This window comes from Streptomyces sp. NPDC038213 (assembly GCF_055600495.1).
Map to the genome: position 1 here is coordinate 30,054 of NZ_JBVJYM010000015.1, position 15,734 is coordinate 45,787.

Consider the following 15,734-nt stretch of genomic DNA (forward strand, 5'->3'; position numbering starts at 1 on the left):
CGGTCCGGCACGGTGGGCGGTGACGGCGCTGCCGCGGGCGCTTTGTCCGGCTTGCGGAATCCGGGGTAAGGGCCTGCCTGGTGTGGAGTCCGTCTCCAGTCCCTCCGGGTGCCGCTGCGAGGTGCGGCCACCGCCCCCGCGTCGTCGCACATGCGGTTCAGTACGGCCAGCTCCAGTCCGCGACCTCGGGCAGGTCGGTGCCGTGCTCGCGGATCCAGCCGTGGTGGCGCAGGCGCTGGTCGGCCATGGCCTCGCGCAACCTCTCGGTGCGCGGCGTGGGCCCGGGGACGCGGTCGATCACGTCCATGACGAGCCGGTAGCGGTCCATGTCGTTGCGGACCACCATGTCGAACGGGGTAGTGGTCGTGCCGGACTCCTTGTACCCGCGGACGTGCAGCTGGGAGTGGCCGGTCCGGCGGTAGGCCAGGCGGTGGATGAGCCACGGGTAGCCGTGGTAGGCGAAGACCACCGGGCGGTCGGTGGTGAAGAGGGCGTCGTACTCGGTGTCCGTCATGCCGTGCGGGTGTTCCCCGTGGGGCATCAGGCGGGCGATGTCGACGACGTTGACGACGCGGACGGCCAGCGAGGGCAGGTGATCGCGGAGCAGGGCCGCGGCGGCCAGCACCTCCAGGGTGGGCACGTCACCGGTGCAGGCGAGGACGACGTCCGGTGTGCGGGAGCCGTCGTCGGTACCCGCCCACTCCCAGGTGCCTGCGCCGCGCGCCACGTGTGCGCGGGCCTCGGCGGGCGGCAGCCAGTCGAAGCAGGGCTGCTTGCCGGCCACGATCACGTTGACCCGGTCGCGGCTGCACAGTGCGTGCTCGGCCACGGCGAGGAGGGTGTTCGCGTCCGGCGGCAGGTAGACCCGGACGACCTCGGGGCTCTTGTTGAGGACGTGGTCGACGAAGCCCGGGTCCTGGTGGGAGAAGCCGTTGTTGTCCTGGCGCCAGACGTGCGAGGTGAGCAGGTAGTTGAGGGAGGCGATCGGCGCCCGCCAGGCCAGTTCGCGCGAGGTCTTCAGCCACTTGATGTGCTGGCCGACCATCGAGTCCACAAGGTGCGCGAAGGCCTCGTACGTGGAGAACAGGCCGTGTCGGCCGGTCAGCAGGTAGCCTTCCAGCCAGCCCTGGCACACGTGCTCCGACAGGATCTCCATGACCCTGCCGTCACGCGACAGGTTCCGGTCCGTCGCCTCGACGATGCCCTGCCAGGCCTTGCCGGTGGCCGCGTACAGGTCGTCCAGCCGGTTGGAGGCGGTCTCGTCCGGTCCGACGACCCTGAAGTCCCTTCGGTCGGCCGTGTCCTGCATGATCTGCGCGAGGTAGCGCCCGAGGACCCGGGTGGGTTCGTGGACCGTGCGGCCCGGCTTGTCCACGGGCACTGCGTGCGGGTCGAGCGCGGGCAGCGGCAGTGCCCTCAGTAACCGGCCGCCGTTCGCGTACCGGACGGCGCCCAGGCGGTGGTTGCTGTCGGGGACGCAGTCCAGGACCTGCGGCGTCGGGCGCCCGTCGGCGTCGAAGAGCTCCTCGGGACGGTACGAGCGCAGCCAGTCCTCCAACTGCTTCAGGTGCGTCGGGTTCTCGCGGACCCCGGCAAGCGGGACCTGGTGGGATCGCCAGGTGCCCTCGACAGGTTCGCCGTCCACGGCCGCCGGTCCGGTCCAGCCCTTGGGAGTGCGCAGCACGATCATCGGCCAGCGCGCGTACTCCCGACCCGGGTAGGTGCCCGCCGTCCTGGCCTGACTCTGGATGTCCGCGATGCGGTTCAGAGCCCGGTCCATTGCGCGTGCCATGGCCTGGTGCACCAGGGCGGGTTCGCTGCCGGTCACGTACAGGGGTGCGTGCCCGTAGCCGCGCAGCAGGGCGTCGAGTTCCCCCTCGGGGATCCGGGAGAGCACCGTCGGGTTGGCGATCTTGTATCCGTTGAGGTGGAGGATGGGCAGGACTGCTCCGTCGTGCACCGGGTCGAGGAACTTGTTGGAGTGCCAGGACGCGGCCAGTGGCCCGGTCTCCGCCTCGCCGTCGCCGATCACGCAGGCGACGAGCAGGCCGGGGTGGTCGAAGGCGGCCCCGTAGGCGTGTGCCAGGGCGTAGCCCAGCTCACCGCCCTCGTGGACGGAGCCAGGGGTCTCCGGTGCCACGTGGCTCGGCACACCACCGGGGAAGGAGAACTGCCGGAACAGCCTGGCCATCCCGTCGGCGTCGCGTGCCACGTCCGGGTAGGTCTCGCTGTACGTCCCTTCCAGCCAGGAGTTGGCGAGGACGGCCGGTCCGCCGTGGCCGGGGCCCCAGATGCACAGGGCCTCCAGGGAGCGTTCGCTGATCACGCGGTTGAGATGCGTGTGCACCAGGTTCAGGCCGGGCGAGGTGCCCCAGTGGCCGAGCAGCCGGGGCTTGACGTGCTCAGGCCGCAGCGGTTCGGTCAGCAGGGGATTGCCCATGAGGTAGATCTGGCCGACGGCCAGGTAGTTCGCGGCGCGCCAATGGGCGTCCAGCGCCGAGACGGCGTGTGCTGTGAGCGTGGTCATGTCCGCTCCTACGGGCGCGGTCCGGGACGTTCCGTCGACTGAGCCGACACCGACCACCTTGCGCCCGGCCGCGGGCGGCCGACAGGGGAGGACAGTCCCTCGGGGAGGGACCGTCGGCCCTGTCCCGAGCCGGCCGCGGCCGACGACGCTGGATCCCGGTGGCGCCCGGTCCTCCCCCGGCGGGCGCCACGCACTCCCCGCCGACTCGTCCGATGCCTCGGGCATCAGTACGGAGGACAGAGCTGTGAAGCGCACCCTCGTCGTCGGAGTGGACGGCTCCCCCGAGAGCCGGGCCGCTGCCGACTGGGCCGCCCGGGAAGCGGTGCTCCGCGACATGCACGTGCACGTGGTCCACGCCTGGCTGTGGCAGCCGCTCGACCTCCCGGTCGTTCAGGAGCGCGACGTCGAAGCCCGCAGGGCTCAGGAGATCCTGGAGGATGCGGAAGCCGAGCTCACCCGCAGCCACCCGCGACTGTCCTTCTCCACGGAGGTGGTTCCGGACGTCCCGGTGCCGGCCCTCCTCCGCGCCGCCAAGGGTGCGGAGATGCTGGTGCTCGGCTCCCGGGGGCACGGGGCCCTGGCCGGCTTCCTGCTCGGATCGTACGGGCAGCAGCTGATCGCCGCCGCCGAGTGCCCCGTCGTCTCCGTCCGGACCCGGAACGGCAGGCCCGTGTCCGGTCCCGACGAGGGCGGGGTAGTCGTCGGCCTGCAGGGCGGAGCCGAGGAGTCCGCGGAGGTGCTCCGCTTCGCCTTCGAGGCGGCCGCGGCACGCAAGGTGCCGCTCCGCGCCGTCCGGGCCTGGAGCCTGCCGCCGGTCTACGGGTACAGCCCGGGCTCGATGTGGATCGCCGACCAGTTCGGCGGGCTGGAACCGTACGAGAAGGCCGCGCTGGAAGAGGCGCTGGAAGCGTGGCGGCCGCGCCACCCCGAAGTCGAGGTCGTCGCGCACGTCGAAATGGGCAGCGCGGGCCAGGTGCTGCTGTCCGCAGCGTCGGACGCGCAACTGCTCGTCGTGGGCCGGCAGATCCGCGGGTCGGGCCCGGGCTGGCGCATCGGATCGGTTGCCCACGCCGTCCTCCACCACGCTGCCTGCCCCGTCGCAGTCGTCCCGCACCACTGATCCGGGGGCCGTCACCAGGGAACGGCAGGGCAGGCGACCGTACGACCTGCCCTGCCATCCCGGCGGACGACGCCTACTCCGAGGCCTACTCCGAGGCCTACTCCGAGGCCGGGAGCCGGCCGGGCGGGGTGAGCGCGTGACTGGCGATCACCGCCGCCTGGACGCGCCGCTCCACCCCGAGTTTGGTGAACAGCCGCGAGATGATGTTCTTGACCGTCTTCTCCGCGAGGTACAGGCGCTTGCCGATCTCCCGGTTGGTGAGGCCTTCGCCGATCATGAGGAGGATCTCCTTCTCCCGGTCCGTGAAGCCGGGGAGCCCGGGGGCCTGATCCTCCTCGGGCACGTCGCCGCGCATCCGGGCCATCAGCCGAGTGGTGGCCTCGGGATCGAGCATCGACCGGCCGGCCGCCACCGTACGGACGGCTGTCACCAGGTCGGTACCGGTGATCTGCTTCAGGACGTAGCCGGAGGCCCCCGCCATCACGGCGTCCAGCAGCGCCTCCTCGTCGTCGAACGACGTCAGCATCAGGCAGGCCAGCCCGGGCATCCGCGCGCGCAGCTCCCGGCACAGGCTCACCCCGTCGCCGTCCTGGAGCCGGACGTCCAGGATCGCGACCCTGGGGCGCAGTGCGGGGATGCGCACCAGCGCCTGTTCCACCGTGCCCGCCTCCCCGACCACCGTCAGGTCTGGTTCCGCGTCCAGAAGATCGTGCACCCCACGGCGCACGACTTCGTGGTCGTCGAGCAGGAACACCGTGATCGGCTCCGTCGCGGGGGAGGGGGCACCACTGCCGTTCATGTCGCAACTCCTTCACCTGGGTCCGTTCCGTACGCACGAACACCGGCATCCTGCCGCCCGCAGGGTGGGACGGACAGGGCCGATCGGCCTTCAGCAGCGGATCCGGCCACCACGGCAGGGACCGGCCGGGTGCCGGCAGGGCCCTCCGGGAAGGGACCTTCGGCCCTGCCGGAGGACCCTGCCGGCCCTCCCCGGGTTACCGAGTGACCGGATGGACTGGCAGGGCACGGGGAACGACGCGACTCCACGGAGCCGCACGCAGCGCGGAGGAACTCGATGACGACCGCCTTGATCGACCTGAAGACCGTGGCGAGCGACGACCGCGGTCTGAGCATCGCCCTCGCCGGCGAACTGGACTTCCACACCGCGGCGCACGTGGGGCCGCGGCTGCGCGAGTTCGCCGAGTCGGGCCACCGTCGGCTGGTCGTGGACCTGCGGGGCCTGTCGTTCTGTGACAGCGCGGGCATCGACCTGTTCCTCGACCTGAACCGCCGCTGCCGTACAGACGGGACGCAGCTGCTCCTGTGCGACACGCCGCCCCTGGTGGTGAGGTCCATACGGGTGCTCGCTGCGGACCGTGACCTGACGCTCGTGGACTCGTGATCTGCGATCTGTCCGAATCCGGATCCCCCGAGGGGACCGTTCGGCCCTGGTTCCACGGTGGCGTCGGGAATGAGGCTGGGAGGGAGCGTACACATGGATCGGTCGGGGCCGGACGAAGGTACTCATCATGGATCACGAGGGAAATCCGCGACGCGCTGCCCAGCCGGGGGCGACGGGGACCGCCTGTTACATGCGGGAACTGGACAGGGCAGAGGCTCTGGGGCTCCTGGCCACGGTGTCATTGGGGCGTCTCGTCTTCACGCGGCATGCCCTTCCCGCCGTTCGCCCGGTGAGCCACCTCGTGGACGGCGAGGACATCATCATCCGGATCCACGAGGGCGGGGCCCTGGATTCCCTGGTGGGACCGCCGGACGGCACCGGTGTCGTGGTGGCCTACGAAGCGGACGTCATCGACCCCGACACGCAGCTGGGATGGAGCGTCGTCGTCACCGGCTACGCGCGCCCGGTCACGGATGCCGGCGATGCAGAGCGGTGTGCGGAGCTCGTGCGCCCCGGCGTGGGGCGGCCGATGGCCGGTGCCGTGCGGATCCGCCCGGATCTCGTCACCGGGTTCCGGTTGGAGGCGGAGCCGCCACACCCCGCACGGGCGGTGTGCATCTGACTGAGCCGATCTGCTCAGCAGCTGCCTCGGGTTCGAAGTCGACGCCACTCCGCTTGTCGTTCAGACAGAGGGTGCAGAACACCTCGTCGCGGACCCGGATCCGCACATCCAGGAACGTGCGCGTCGGCGTTGATGCGCCGGGAAGCCGCAGGACGAGGCGTGTCGTCGTCTTCGAGGGACACGACGCCGCGGGCAAGGGGAGGCACGATCAAGCGCGTCACGGAGCACCTCAACCCGTCAGTGACGCGGTCCAGGAGGCACGCTTCCGCAGGCGCGTGGCGGATCCGCTGCGGCGGTGGAAGCTCTCCCCGATGGACTTGGAGTCCCTCACCCGCTGGGAGGCGTATTCCCGGGCCAAGGACGAGATGCTCGTCCACACGGACACCGGGGACTGCCCTTGTGGCGCATAAGGCGCTGATCGGTTCGGCCGTCAACCGTCCGAGCCGGCTTCAAGGCGGCAGCGCACGTCGACGATTCCTTCCACGGAATGGGTGAGGTGTTCGGCCTGGGCGATCAGTGCGTGATCCCTGACCCGGCCGGTGAGGGTGGCGATCCCGTGGGAGACGGTGACCTCGACCGCTTCGTGGGAGAGCGGGAAGAGGCGCTCGACGACGGTGCGGCGGATTTCGGTGGTGAGTTCTTCGTCGGTGCGGAGGAAGACCTTGAGGAGGTCGGCGCGGCTGACGATGCCGTGGAGGGTGCCGTCGGCGTCGACGACCGGGAGGCGCTTGATGTGGCGGTCGGCCATGAGGCGGGCGGCCCGGGGGAGGGCTGCGTCGGGGCTGATCGTGACGGCCGGAGTGGTCATGAGGTCCTCGGCGCGGGTGGAGCCCGCCTTGGCGGTGTCGCCGAGGCGGCGCATCTGCTCGATCAGGCCGGGACGGTGCTCGTGGAACTCCTCCTTGGGCAGGAGGTCGGCCTCGGAGACCACGCCGACGACGCGGCCCTCGCCCTCGATGACGGGGAGGGCGGTCACCTTCCAGCGCCCCATGGCGGCGGCGATGTCCTTGAAGCCGGTGTCCGGGGTGACGGCGATGACCTTGGTGGTCATGACGTCGGCGACGGTGTACGGGGTGGAGGTCATGGCGGGGTCCTCAGCGTGCGTAGGCGAGCGGGGTTCCGCTGCCGTGGGGTGCGAACAGGTCGAGGAGACGGGTGCGGGTCGAGTCGAGCCGGTCGGCGATGACCGCGGCCACGGCGGTGGAGACGGACCGGCCGACGGCCGAGTCCTCGTGGCACAGCCTCCGTACGGCTGCGGCGTCGAACTCCGGGGTGCGCACCTCACGGGAGGCGGTTGCCCGGGACCCGCCGAGCAGTTCGCCGCAGCCGAGGGTTTCGATGACGGCGCTCTCGTGGCCGGGCACGTGGGTGTCGAGGTCGACGGTGCCGGATTCGATGACCCAGAACTTCTCGGCGCGCTGGTGCTCCCTGAAGATCCGTGTGCCGGCCGGGAACGTGGCGTGGTCGGAGCGGGAGAGCAGGGCCTCGCGGGCTTTCGGAGTCATCTGTTCGAGGATGCTGTGCATGGTGCTCATCGTGTGCCTCCAACCCCTTCCGATCACGGTGCGCGGGGCGCCGTCGGCGCCGGGAGGGCCGCGTGGTGCAGACCGCGGGACCGTCCGGCCCGCCTCAGCGGACCAGGACGGCCTCCCCGGACTTGGGCACGACGGCCGTCCACCCCAGCTCGTCCGTGATCCGGTCGCGCAGGGTTTCGGCGGCGCTCTCCTCGCCGTGGACGAGGTAGGTGGTGCGCGGGGGCGGGGCGGCGCGCAGCCAGTCGATGACCTGGCCGGCGTCGGCGTGGGCGGAGAAGTGCGGGACGTCGGCGATCTCGGCGCGTACGGGGACGTACTCGCCGAACATCTTGAGCGTTCGCACGCCGTCCACCAGGTCGCGGGAGCGGGTGCCGGCTGCGGCGAATCCGACGATGACGACGGCGTTGCGGGGGTCGGGCAGGATCCGGTGGAGGTGGTGCAGGACGCGGCCGCCGGTGGCCATGCCGGCGGAGGAGACGATGACCGCCGGACCGGTGGCGTTGTTGATGTCGATCGACTCCTGGACGGTCCGGGCGGCCAGGAAGGGCTCCGGGCTGATCGCCGCCTCGCCCTGGACGAGGATCTCCGGGCGCAGCTCGGGCGAGTGGGCCCGTACGGCGTCGCGGTAGACGTCGAGTGCGGCCAGGGCCATGGGGCTGTCGACGTAGACGGGTACGTGGCGGGGCAGGGTGCCGTCGCTGCGCAGCGCGGCGAGCTCGTGGAGGACGACCTCGGTGCGGTCGATCGCGAAGGCCGGGATGACGACCGTGCCGCCCCGGGACAGGGCGCGGGTGATGACGGTGGCGAATGCGCGCTGGGCGGTCTCGCGGTCGTGGCGCCTGTTGCCGTAGGTGGACTCCACGAGCAGGACGTCGGCGCCGGAGAAGGGCTCCGGTGGCAGGAGGAGCGGGTGGCCCGGGCGGCCGAGGTCGCCGCTGACGGCGAGGGTGTGGCCGTCCTCCAGGGTCAGGTGGGCCCAGGCGGAGCCGAGGATGTGCCCGCCGTGGTGCAGCATCAGCTTCGTGCCGGCCGTGATCTCGATCTCGCTGCCCACCGGTACCGGGTCGAAGTATTTGATCGTGTGGTCGACGTCGTCATCGTCGTAGAGCGGCTTGGCGGGCCGGTGCTTGGACCAGCCGTGCCGGTTGGCGTGCTCGGCTGCCTCCATCTGCAGCTTCGCGCTGTCGCGGAGCACGATCTCGGCGAGCCGGGCCGTAGGGGCGCTGGTCAGGATCGGCCCGCGGAAGCCGTGCCGGACCAGGCGCGGCAGGTAGCCGCAGTGGTCCAGGTGGGCGTGTGTGACGACGACGGCATGGATGTCCGAGGCGTCGCAGGGCAGCTTGTCCCAGTTGCGGCGGCGCAGGTCCGCGACACCCTGGAAGAGCCCGCAGTCGACGAGGATCCGGGCGTGGTCGCTCTCGACGAGGAACTTGCTCCCGGTCACCGTCCGCACACCCCCCAGGAAACTCAGGAGCGCCGGTCGGGACGCGGCGGGGGCGGAGGTGGGAGACGGGGCCGGCAGGGACATCGCAGACCCCTCCTTTCCGGCTTTCGGGACGGATGCCGGAATCCACCGTCGCACCGCCCGGGCCTGACGGGAGGGGCCCCACCGGTCCCCCGTGTGGGGCCGACCGGCCCAAGCGGGTCAGCGGGATGCGGGCACAGCCTGGCGGTGACCCCCCTTCCGACACCGCACACAGAGAGAGGGCCGCGCCATGAAGGCACTCGTCTTCCACGGGCCCGGGCAGACCTCCTGGCAGGACGTCCCGGACCCCTCGATCAAGGACGCCGCCGACGCGGTCGTCCGGGTCGACGCCGTCACGATCTGCGGCACCGACCTGCACATCATCAAGGGCGACGTCCCCGAAGTGGCCCCCGGCCGCGTCCTGGGCCACGAGGCCGTGGGCACCGTCGTGGAGACCGGCGGCGACGTCCGCACCGTACGCCCCGGCGACCGCGTCCTGATCTCCTGCATCTCCGCCTGCGGCCGCTGCCGCTTCTGCCGAGAAGCCCGCTACGGTCAGTGCCGCGGGGGCGGTGGCTGGGTCCTGGGCCACACCATCGACGGCACCCAGGCCGAATACGTCCGCGTACCCTTCGCCGACCTCTCCGTCCACCCGCTGCCCGGCGCCCTGCCGAGCCACGAGGCGGTCCTGCTCGCCGACATCTTCCCGACCTCCTACGAGGTCGGCGTCCTCAACGGCAACGTCCGCCCCGGCGACACCGTCGTCGTGGTCGGTGCCGGACCCATCGGCCTGGCCGCCATCGCCACCGCCTCCCTCTACAGCCCCTTCCGGACCATCGCGGTCGACCTCGCCGCCTCCCGGCTCGCCGCAGCCCGCGACCTCGGCGCCGACGCCACCGCCAGCGCGCAGGAGGAGCCGGAGAAACTGGTCGAGGACCTGACCGACGGACTCGGCGCCGATGTCGTCATCGAGGCCGTCGGGGTGCCCGAGGCGTTCGAGATGTGCACCCGCATGGTGCGCCCCGGCGGACACGTTGCCAACATCGGCGTTCACGGCAAGCCCGCAGTCCTCCACCTCGAAGACCTCTGGATCAAGGACGTCACCCTCACCACCGGCCTCGTCGACACCCACTCCACCCCCATGCTGCTGCGCATGATGGCCGCGGGCCGGCTGCCCGGCGCCGCGATGGCCACCCACCGCTTCGAGCTGGACCAGATGGAGGAGGCGTACGACGTCTTCTCCCGGGCCGGCGAGACCGGCGCCCTGAAGGTCGTCCTCGGTGGTCCGCAGCACGACACCGTCGCCGTACCGCCCGAGGAGGCGTGAGCGCAATGAAGCACATCCACCACGCCCGGTACCCGTCGGCCGGCGCCTGAGCCGGGAAGAACCGGGCAGGCAGGGCGGCGCAGACGGCAGCTACACCGCCTACCCGCAGAACCACGCCGGGCCTGCCATCGGCACCCTCGCCCGGGTCGCCGCCCCCTCGGGGGCGGCGGTGGACGATCTGAGCGGCGCGAGTGGAGTGCGGGCGCAGCCGGCCGTGCCGCGGCCCGCCACGACAGTGCCCTGGTACCACTCGGCATCGAGCGCCGGTCGGACACGGCCGGCGCTCCGTCGCGTCATGCCCCCGGTGGGCCGACCGGCCCCGTGCCGGAGCGGGCCACTCGGCCCCGCGCAACGGGCCCCCTCGGCACTGCGAAGCTCACGTCCCTGCGCGTGATCGTGGAACCCGGACGCCACACCGGGCGCCGCTTGCCGAAGAGGGTGACCACGATGCAGCGGATACGGATCCGGACCCGGCCGAAGCAGCCCCACAAGCCCGCCCCGCTGGACCTGCGCACACCGTCCGGCCGCCCCCTGCCGTGCTGAACGCCCTGTCGACAGGAAGGCCACGGAGGACGTCATGGGAGACACGCGACGCGTGATACCGCTCACCCGGATCGGCCGCGGCGACGTCAGCCGTGTCGGCGGGAAGAACGCCTCTCTGGGCGAGCTCACCGTCCAGCTGGCCCCGGCCGGCGTGACCGTACCGCCAGGCTTCGCCACGACCGCCGACGCCTACGGAGAACTGCTCGACCGGCACGACCTGCGCATCCGCATCGAGGAACAGCTCGACCGGTTCCGCGACGGCGTCGCACTCGAGGATGTCGGCGCGGGCATCCGTTCACTGATCATGGCCGAGCCGCTGCCGGAGGCACTGAGGAACGAGGTCACCGCCGCCTACGAGGCTCTCGCCCGGGAACTGGGGAGGACCGACCCGGATGTTGCCGTGCGCAGCTCCGCCACGGCCGAGGACCTGCCGGAGGCAAGCTTCGCCGGGCAGCAGGAGACGTACCTCAACGTCCGTGGAACCGCGCAGCTGCTGGACGCCGTACACCGCTGCTTCGCCTCCCTCTACACCGACCGGGCCATCGACTACCGCGAGCGCACGGGCTTCGGCCAGTTGGGCGTCGCCCTGTCCGTCGGCGTCCAGGCCATGGTCCGTTGCCGGGCGCTGTCCCGGGTGCGCAACGGCATGGGTCTGACGAACGTCATCGTCGTGATCCCCTTCTGCCGCACCCTGCTGGAGGCCGACAAGGTCCTGGAAGTGATGGCCGGTGAGGGCCTGCGCCGAGGGGAGAACGGGCTCGAGGTCCACGTGATGGCCGAAATACCCGCCAACGTGCTGCTCGCCCAGGACTTCGGCCAGCGGTTCGACGGCTTCTCCATCGGCAGCAACGACCTCACCCAGCTCACCCTGGGCGTCGACCGGGACTCCGAAGCCCTGGCCGACGTCTTCGACGAGAACGACCCGGCCGTCACCGCCCTGATCCGGATCCTCGTCCCGCGGGCCCAGGCCGTCGGCCGCCCCGTGGGCCTGTGCGGGCAGCGGCCGAGCGACGACCCCGCCTTCGCCGCCTTCCTCGTCGGCGTCGGGATCGACTCGATCTCCGTGGCCCCCGACAGCTTCCCGGCCGTCAAGCAGCACGTCGCCGCGGCCGAGGAGCGGCGCTACGGCTACCTGGAGGGCCGAACGGCCCCCGCCGGGACCCGCCCGGCCCAAGCGGCCGAGCGGACCACCGCGCGACAGTGACGTCAACCCCGCTCAGAGGGCGGGCAGCACAGGACGAGGAGCGACCGCCATGAACACCAAGCGAGTCCTGATCGCCTACGGCACCAAGCACGGCGCCACCGCCGGCATCGCCGAGCAGATCGGCGAGACCCTCCGCGAAGACGGCCTCGACGCCGTCGTGCTCCCCGCCGACGACGTCGACGACGTCCGCGGATACGACGCGGTCGTCATCGGCGGCGCCCTCTACGCGGGCCACTGGAGCGGCAAGGCCAAGCGCTGCGCCGAACGCAACGCCGACCTGCTGCGGCACCGCCCCGTCTGGATGTTCAGCAGCGGCCCTCTGGACCGCTCTGCCGAGGAGAAGGCCATCCCGCCCGTCGCCGCCGTCGCCAAGCAGATGCAACTGGTGGGCGCCCGCGAGCACATGACCTTCGGCGGCAGCATCACGGCCCGCACCCCCGGATTCCTCGCCAAGGCCCTGCTGCACGAAGGCAAGGGCGGCGACTACCGCAACCCCGAGCGCATCCGGACCTGGGCCCACCACATCAGCGCCGAGCTCGCTGCGGCATGACCAGGAGGACGGTCACCACGGCCTGGAGCAGCCGCGTCAGGAGGACCGCCATGTTCCGCACGGACGGATGGAACCGGGGCGTCAACCTGTTCGAGGAACTTCGCGCCGTCACGGTCCGCATCCAAGGGGCCGGAAGCAGGAAGTTCCATGGATGAGGGGGCGGACATGCCGCTGCAGGACAGGCCGGGATCCGCGGACGGCGCGGAGGCCGTCGAGCTGTTTGGTCTGACCAAGAGGTACGGGCCGGTCATGGGGGTCGACGGGCTGGACCTGACGGTGCGGCCCGGCGAGGTCTTCGGCTTCCTGGGCCCCAACGGCGCTGGCAAGACGACCACACTGCGGTGCCTGACCGGGCTGGTCCGGCCCAGCGCGGGACGGGTGAGGGTGTTCGGCCTCGACCCCATCGCCGACCACCGCAGGCTCGCCCCCCAGCTGGGCTACCTGCCGGGAGAGCTGCGCTTCTACCCGGAACTCTCGGGAGCGCAGACGCTGGACCTCCTGTCCTCCCTGCAGGGCGCGCCCGTGCCCCGGCGTGGCGAGCTGTGCGACCGGCTGCGGCTGACACCGGCTGTCCTCTCCCGCCCCGTGGGCGGATACTCCCGCGGCATGAAGCAGAAGCTCGGCCTGGTGCAGGCGCTCCAGCACGATCCCCGGCTCGTGGTCCTTGACGAACCGACCGAGGGGCTCGACCCGCTGGTGCAGGAGACGTTCTTCATGCTCCTTCACGAAGCGGCGGAGGCGGGCCGCACCGTCCTGCTGTCCAGCCACGTGCTCCCGGAAGTACAGAGGAGCTGCGGCCGGGTGGCCATCGTGCGGGAGGGGCGGCTGGTCACGGTCGAGAGCGTGGCGGGCCTGCGCGAGGCACGCGCCCGACGTATCAGGCTGTCCTTCGCGGACGGGCAGGGTGCCCGGCCGCTCGGAGCAGGGGACCGGTGGACTCCGCGCTGGAAGGACGACCGTGTGGAACTGTTCGTACCGCCCAGCGAGGTGGTGGACGCGCTCCGCGGCCTGCTGGCGCTGGAGGTGGCCGACGTGACCGTGGAGGAGGCCGGGCTCGACGAGGCGTTCCTGGACCTCTACCGGGGCGACGCTGCGACGGAGGAGTCGTGAAGGACCGGTGGCCGCTGCTGTGGCTCGCCCTCTACCGCCGGCGCAGGATGCTGACCGCCCTGCTGACCGGGATGATCGCCTTCGAGACCCTGATCGTGGTCGTCGCGAACACGATCACGCCGCAGGACCTGTTCTCCGTCGGGGGGAAGGGGCCGCCTTCGGCCTACCGGGCGTTCAGCGGCTCCAGCGGGGAGGTGTCCATTGCCAGCTACCCCGGTCTGCTCGGCGCCGGGCTCGTCCACCCGTTCTGGATCGCCCTGCAGCTGACCGCCATCGGCTCGCTCGCGGCGGCCGCGGTCGCCGCCGATGTGGAGTCGGGCACGGCGGAGCTGGTGGTGGTCCGCCCGGTCAGCCGTACCCGGCTGCTGGCCGAGCGGGCGGGCGCCCTGCTGGTCGCCGCCCTGGCCCTCAACGCGGCGGCCGCACTTACCGTCGCGGCGGGCGTGGCCCTGTCGGCGGACATCCGCCGCGCCGTGCCGCTGGGCGGGGTGTTCGCGGCGGGGGCCATGGGCTTCGGCTTCGCCCTGTGCCTGATCGGGCCGGCGCTGGCGGTGTCGGCGGCGGGGCGGCGGCGGGCGCCGGTGATCGGAGCGGTCATCGCGGTCGGAGCGGTCGGCTTCGCGGTCAACTTCATCGCCCTGGCCTGGGCACCGGCCCGGCCGCTGCGGTTCGCCAGCCCCTTCCACTACTACACCCCCGGCGACGCCCTGGCCGACGGCTCGTTGCCCTGGGGGCCGTTCCTCGTCCTGGCCGGTACGGGCGTGCTGGGCATCCTCGCCGCTCATCTGGTGCTCCAGCGAAGGGACTTCACACCCTGAACGACGGTCGGCACGAGGCGCTCAGCAGTCCGTGCCGGGCCGTTTCGTCCTCGCGCACCTCGGTGCGCATCAGGTAGGAGGACATGTGCTGCTTCTGGCTGGCGAACGCGAACCCGCTCGCCCCGTCCCGCTCGTACGCGGGCATTCCGTGCGCCATGACCTCGTCGAACCCCGCCAGCTCCGCCAGGCCCGGCCGCCGCACCCCGGCCAGCACGTCGGCGCTCCTGGGGCCGCCGGCCAGACAGCCTTCGGCGTCACCTGCCTCGCTCCGCACCATTCGACGAGGCTATGCCGGATCCGCGGCTGTTCCGGTCCACCGGCCGTCCTCGGCGCGGTGAGGCGTCGGGTCCGCCCGTCCGCCTGGTCAGGCGTTCACTGTATCTCGAGAACCTCCGCCACCGGGCGGCGAGGGGTGGAGGGGCCCGCCGGGCCGTAACCGAGGCGCAGGACCATCTGGACGTGGCCCATGGAAGCCAGCGGGTCGCGGACGGTCCGGCGCAGCTCCGGCCACTCCAGGGGCTGGGACGTCATCGAGGTTGCCAGGCCGTCGGCAGTGGCCTGGAGGAGGAGGCGCTCCAGGGCCTGGCCGGCGTGCAGCCAGTCGGTGCGGCTGTCGCCACGGGTCCCCAGCAGGGCGATCTGGGGGTGCTCCTCGAACACGGCCCAGCCGCGACCCGGCACGGGGCGGCCGCCGCCGAAGTCCCGGACGAGGGCGGAGCCTCCGCGGGCCCGCGGGCCGAAGGCGGCGGACGGGATCCCGTCACGGCGCGGACCGGCCCGGCCCGGTGCGGCGTCGGTCCAGGCGGCGGTCTCCGCCCGGGTGGGCGGGTCGGTCCTCTCCTCGTACTCGGCGTCGTGCACCAGTGCGAGCACGGTCTCGGTGTGCCAGGCGTCCGGGACCGTCAGCCGACAGCCTTCCAGGCGGACGGCCGCTTTCAGCCCGTCCAGGATCGCTGGCTGAACGCGCTCGTCGGCGAACGGGTGGCGGCTGGTGTGCCGGCTTCGGAGAGCCCCGTGCAGCGATCTCAGGCCGCTGCCGCTGCCGGGGTCACCGAAGGCGATGGTCGCCAGAAGCCAGGCGTCGGAGATGTCGGGCAGTAGCTCCACCCGGGCGCCGAGTCGGTACCGGGCCGCCGATACCCGCAGGTTGAACAGGGCCGCGCCACAACCGATGTGCAGGGAGCGGTGGTCGGGGTCGCTCCGGAGCATGCCGCGCTCCGGGTCTCCGCGGAGTTCGATGACGCCCGTGCCGGAGCGGAACACGAACCGCCAGGGCTGGGCGTTGTGCATCGAGGGTGCGGTGACGGCGTCGCCGACGAGCAGGGCGGCGGTTTCGGCGTCGAGGCGGGTGGTGACCATGGCGGTGTTCCTGTCCGTGGGGTTTCAGTCGTGCGCGACGACGGCGACCTGTGAAATGGCGTGCAGGGCTCGTCATCAGCTGCTCGGCGGCGGCGGCACGGCCGGCATCGGCGGCCCGGCGGTGGAGCGGGTCTGCCTCGGAGATCGTGCCG

15 protein-coding genes and 1 pseudogene are annotated in these 15,734 nt (G+C 72.0%); 9 read left to right on the forward strand and 7 right to left on the reverse strand.

The features are described from left to right. Positions 1 to 157: 157 nt before the first annotated feature. Positions 158 to 2,527, reverse strand: coding sequence for a phosphoketolase family protein (locus ACZ7JZ_RS21105; RefSeq protein ID WP_470941362.1), 2,370 nt, complete (start codon positions 2,525 to 2,527; stop codon positions 158 to 160). A 244-nt stretch (positions 2,528 to 2,771) separates the two neighbouring features. On the opposite strand from ACZ7JZ_RS21105, the gene ACZ7JZ_RS21110 reads away from it, so the two are divergent. After that, entirely contained in the window at positions 2,772 to 3,647 is an 876-nt protein-coding gene (locus tag ACZ7JZ_RS21110; RefSeq protein ID WP_470941364.1) for a universal stress protein, read from the forward strand. Positions 3,648 to 3,744: 97 nt separating this feature from the next. Here the strand turns inward: ACZ7JZ_RS21110 and ACZ7JZ_RS21115 are convergent, their stop codons facing one another. Continuing rightward, entirely contained in the window at positions 3,745 to 4,446 is a 702-nt protein-coding gene (locus tag ACZ7JZ_RS21115; protein ID WP_470941366.1) for a response regulator, read from the reverse strand. 276 nt (positions 4,447 to 4,722) lie between these two features. On the opposite strand from ACZ7JZ_RS21115, the gene ACZ7JZ_RS21120 reads away from it, so the two are divergent. From ACZ7JZ_RS21120 to ACZ7JZ_RS21130, 3 genes and pseudogenes are all read left to right on the forward strand, one after another. After that, complete coding sequence (locus ACZ7JZ_RS21120) at positions 4,723 to 5,049, forward strand: STAS domain-containing protein (RefSeq protein ID WP_470941368.1); 327 nt, start codon at positions 4,723 to 4,725, stop codon at positions 5,047 to 5,049. A gap of 127 nt (positions 5,050 to 5,176) precedes the next feature. Then, entirely contained in the window at positions 5,177 to 5,671 is a 495-nt protein-coding gene (locus ACZ7JZ_RS21125; RefSeq protein WP_470941370.1) for a pyridoxamine 5'-phosphate oxidase family protein, read from the forward strand. 236 nt (positions 5,672 to 5,907) lie between these two features. Continuing rightward, a pseudogene (locus ACZ7JZ_RS21130) lies at positions 5,908 to 6,069 on the forward strand (polyphosphate kinase 2); the annotation flags it as partial. 32 nt (positions 6,070 to 6,101) lie between these two features. On the opposite strand, the gene ACZ7JZ_RS21135 reads toward ACZ7JZ_RS21130, so the two are convergent. The 3 genes from ACZ7JZ_RS21135 to ACZ7JZ_RS21145 all read right to left on the reverse strand — a co-directional run bounded on the left by ACZ7JZ_RS21135 (position 6,102) and on the right by ACZ7JZ_RS21145 (position 8,650). Further along, entirely contained in the window at positions 6,102 to 6,755 is a 654-nt protein-coding gene (locus tag ACZ7JZ_RS21135; RefSeq protein ID WP_470941372.1) for a CBS domain-containing protein, read from the reverse strand. A gap of 10 nt (positions 6,756 to 6,765) precedes the next feature. After that, a complete protein-coding gene (locus ACZ7JZ_RS21140) occupies positions 6,766 to 7,206 on the reverse strand; it encodes a cyclic nucleotide-binding domain-containing protein (protein WP_470941374.1) in 441 nt (146 codons plus the stop codon). A 94-nt stretch (positions 7,207 to 7,300) separates the two neighbouring features. Beyond that, a complete protein-coding gene (locus tag ACZ7JZ_RS21145; protein ID WP_470941376.1) occupies positions 7,301 to 8,650 on the reverse strand; it encodes an MBL fold metallo-hydrolase RNA specificity domain-containing protein in 1,350 nt (449 codons plus the stop codon). Positions 8,651 to 8,921: 271 nt separating this feature from the next. Between ACZ7JZ_RS21145 and ACZ7JZ_RS21150 the strand changes: the two genes are divergently transcribed. The 5 genes from ACZ7JZ_RS21150 (at position 8,922) to ACZ7JZ_RS21170 (ending at position 14,223) form a co-directional block, all read left to right on the forward strand. Continuing rightward, complete coding sequence (locus tag ACZ7JZ_RS21150; RefSeq protein WP_470941378.1) at positions 8,922 to 9,998, forward strand: alcohol dehydrogenase catalytic domain-containing protein; 1,077 nt, start codon at positions 8,922 to 8,924, stop codon at positions 9,996 to 9,998. A 577-nt stretch (positions 9,999 to 10,575) separates the two neighbouring features. Then, entirely contained in the window at positions 10,576 to 11,745 is a 1,170-nt protein-coding gene (locus tag ACZ7JZ_RS21155; protein WP_470941380.1) for a PEP/pyruvate-binding domain-containing protein, read from the forward strand. A 49-nt stretch (positions 11,746 to 11,794) separates the two neighbouring features. Continuing rightward, positions 11,795 to 12,295, forward strand: coding sequence for a flavodoxin domain-containing protein (locus tag ACZ7JZ_RS21160; RefSeq protein WP_470941382.1), 501 nt, complete (start codon positions 11,795 to 11,797; stop codon positions 12,293 to 12,295). A gap of 147 nt (positions 12,296 to 12,442) precedes the next feature. Then, positions 12,443 to 13,405 (forward strand): ABC transporter ATP-binding protein, encoded by a 963-nt coding sequence (locus ACZ7JZ_RS21165; protein WP_470941384.1) that lies wholly within the window; start codon positions 12,443 to 12,445, stop codon positions 13,403 to 13,405. Further along, positions 13,402 to 14,223, forward strand: coding sequence for a hypothetical protein (locus tag ACZ7JZ_RS21170; protein ID WP_470941386.1), 822 nt, complete (start codon positions 13,402 to 13,404; stop codon positions 14,221 to 14,223). Before ACZ7JZ_RS21165 ends, ACZ7JZ_RS21170 begins: the two co-directional genes overlap by 4 nt. Here ACZ7JZ_RS21170 and ACZ7JZ_RS21175 read toward each other — a convergent pair. After that, positions 14,213 to 14,500, reverse strand: a complete 288-nt coding sequence (locus ACZ7JZ_RS21175) for a hypothetical protein (protein WP_470941388.1) — start codon at positions 14,498 to 14,500, stop codon at positions 14,213 to 14,215. The genes ACZ7JZ_RS21170 and ACZ7JZ_RS21175 overlap by 11 nt on opposite strands. Positions 14,501 to 14,595: 95 nt before the next feature. Then, positions 14,596 to 15,582 (reverse strand): Acg family FMN-binding oxidoreductase, encoded by a 987-nt coding sequence (locus ACZ7JZ_RS21180; protein WP_470941390.1) that lies wholly within the window; start codon positions 15,580 to 15,582, stop codon positions 14,596 to 14,598. Positions 15,583 to 15,734: the final 152 nt, after the last annotated feature.

Coding starts and splice junctions, on each gene's coding strand:
- ACZ7JZ_RS21105 (WP_470941362.1), bottom strand. CDS start 2,527: ATGACCACGCTCACAGCACACGCCGTCTCGGCGCTGGACGCCCATTGG.
- ACZ7JZ_RS21115 (WP_470941366.1), bottom strand. CDS start 4,446: ATGAACGGCAGTGGTGCCCCCTCCCCCGCGACGGAGCCGATCACGGTG.
- ACZ7JZ_RS21120 (WP_470941368.1), top strand. CDS start 4,723: ATGACGACCGCCTTGATCGACCTGAAGACCGTGGCGAGCGACGACCGC.
- ACZ7JZ_RS21125 (WP_470941370.1), top strand. CDS start 5,177: ATGGATCACGAGGGAAATCCGCGACGCGCTGCCCAGCCGGGGGCGACG.
- ACZ7JZ_RS21135 (WP_470941372.1), bottom strand. CDS start 6,755: ATGACCTCCACCCCGTACACCGTCGCCGACGTCATGACCACCAAGGTC.
- ACZ7JZ_RS21140 (WP_470941374.1), bottom strand. CDS start 7,206: ATGAGCACCATGCACAGCATCCTCGAACAGATGACTCCGAAAGCCCGC.
- ACZ7JZ_RS21150 (WP_470941378.1), top strand. CDS start 8,922: ATGAAGGCACTCGTCTTCCACGGGCCCGGGCAGACCTCCTGGCAGGAC.
- ACZ7JZ_RS21155 (WP_470941380.1), top strand. CDS start 10,576: ATGGGAGACACGCGACGCGTGATACCGCTCACCCGGATCGGCCGCGGC.
- ACZ7JZ_RS21160 (WP_470941382.1), top strand. CDS start 11,795: ATGAACACCAAGCGAGTCCTGATCGCCTACGGCACCAAGCACGGCGCC.
- ACZ7JZ_RS21165 (WP_470941384.1), top strand. CDS start 12,443: ATGGATGAGGGGGCGGACATGCCGCTGCAGGACAGGCCGGGATCCGCG.
- ACZ7JZ_RS21175 (WP_470941388.1), bottom strand. CDS start 14,500: ATGGTGCGGAGCGAGGCAGGTGACGCCGAAGGCTGTCTGGCCGGCGGC.
- ACZ7JZ_RS21180 (WP_470941390.1), bottom strand. CDS start 15,582: ATGGTCACCACCCGCCTCGACGCCGAAACCGCCGCCCTGCTCGTCGGC.